At 73.9% G+C, this 1220-nt stretch carries 2 protein-coding genes; one reads left to right on the forward strand and one right to left on the reverse strand.

Going from position 1 to position 1220, the window contains the following annotated elements:
* Window positions 1-22: 22 nt before the first annotated feature.
* Window positions 23-478: a TetR family transcriptional regulator gene (locus AB0O29_RS36115; RefSeq protein WP_365160738.1), complete on the reverse strand. Its 456-nt coding sequence runs from the start codon at window positions 476-478 to the stop codon at window positions 23-25.
* A 106-nt stretch (window positions 479-584) separates the two neighbouring features.
* Between AB0O29_RS36115 and AB0O29_RS36120 the strand changes: the two genes are divergently transcribed.
* On the forward strand, window positions 585-1220 hold a 636-nt coding region (locus AB0O29_RS36120; RefSeq protein ID WP_365160741.1), incomplete at its 3' end, for an FAD-dependent oxidoreductase.

Below are 1220 nucleotides of genomic sequence, written 5' to 3' on the forward strand. Positions count from 1 at the left end.
TCGCCGGCCGCTACCTGGAGACCTACGAGCTGATCAAGGCCGTCAAGGAGGCGTGCGTCCGGGCTCGCCGCCCACCGGGGCCGTGGGCCGCCGCCAGCGCCGGGGCCACCTGCGCCGCGAACACCTCCCGCATCCGGGCCGCCGCCTGCTCGTTCGTCACGGCGGAGCGCAGCAGCACCAGCAGGGCGTCGTCCGCCGGGTCGCCCTCCCACCGCGCCACGAAGTGCCGTACGAGCGTCTCGGGCAGGTCCGCCGCCGGGACCGCGCCCAGGTCCGGCAGGCGCAGGTCGATGGCCAGGCTCGCGTCGAAGAGCAGTTCCTTGCTGCCGAAGTACCGCATGACCATCGAGGGGTCGATCTCGGCGTCGGCGGCGATGGCGCGGATGGTGGTGCGCTCGTAGCCCTGCACCGCGAAGCGTTCGCGGGCGGCCCGCAGGATCGCCGCCCTGGTGTGGTCGGAGGTGCGTCGTACCGTCATGCCAACAAGCGTAGGCCAACAAGCGTTGACATGCCAGCTGGGCCGCGCCATCCTGGAGTCAACAACCGTTGGCCAACGAGCGTTGGCCTGCTGGAGGAGGCCCGCGATGACCAGCAGCAGCACCAACAGCAGCACCAGCACCGCCCCGCTCCCCACCGCCACCACGGTCGCCATCGTCGGCGCCGGCCCGACCGGCCTCGCCCTCGCCGTGACCCTGGCCGAGGCCGGCATCGACTTCGTGCTCCTCGACCGGCAGGCCGAGGGCGCCAACACCTCCCGCGCCGCCGTCGTGCACGCCCGCACCCTGGAGGTCCTCGATGAGCTGGACCCCTCCCGCTCCCTGTCCGCCGGACTGATCGGCCGCGGCCTCCCCGTCGGCACGTTCCGGATCCGCGACGGCGCCCGCCCCCTGGCCACCATCGGCTTCGACGGCCTGCCGACCGCCTACCCGTACGCGCTGATGGTCCCCCAGGACCAGACCGAGGCCGTGCTCCTCGCCCGCCTGCGCGCCCTCGGAGGCGAGGTCCACCGCCCGTACGAGGTCACCGCGATCAGCCAGGACGCGGACGGGGTCACCCTCACCACCGCAACCGGCCAGACCCTGCGCGCCGGCCACGCCGTAGGCGCCGACGGGATGCGCAGCGCGGTCCGCGAGGCCGCCGGGATCGGCTTCAGCGGCAGCGCGTACGAGGAGTCCTTCGTGCTGGCCGACGTCGTCATGGACTGGGCCCCGGGCCCCGGC

This window comes from Streptomyces sp. NPDC089915 (assembly GCF_040684675.1).
Taxonomy (GTDB): Bacteria; Actinomycetota; Actinomycetes; order Streptomycetales; family Streptomycetaceae; genus Streptomyces.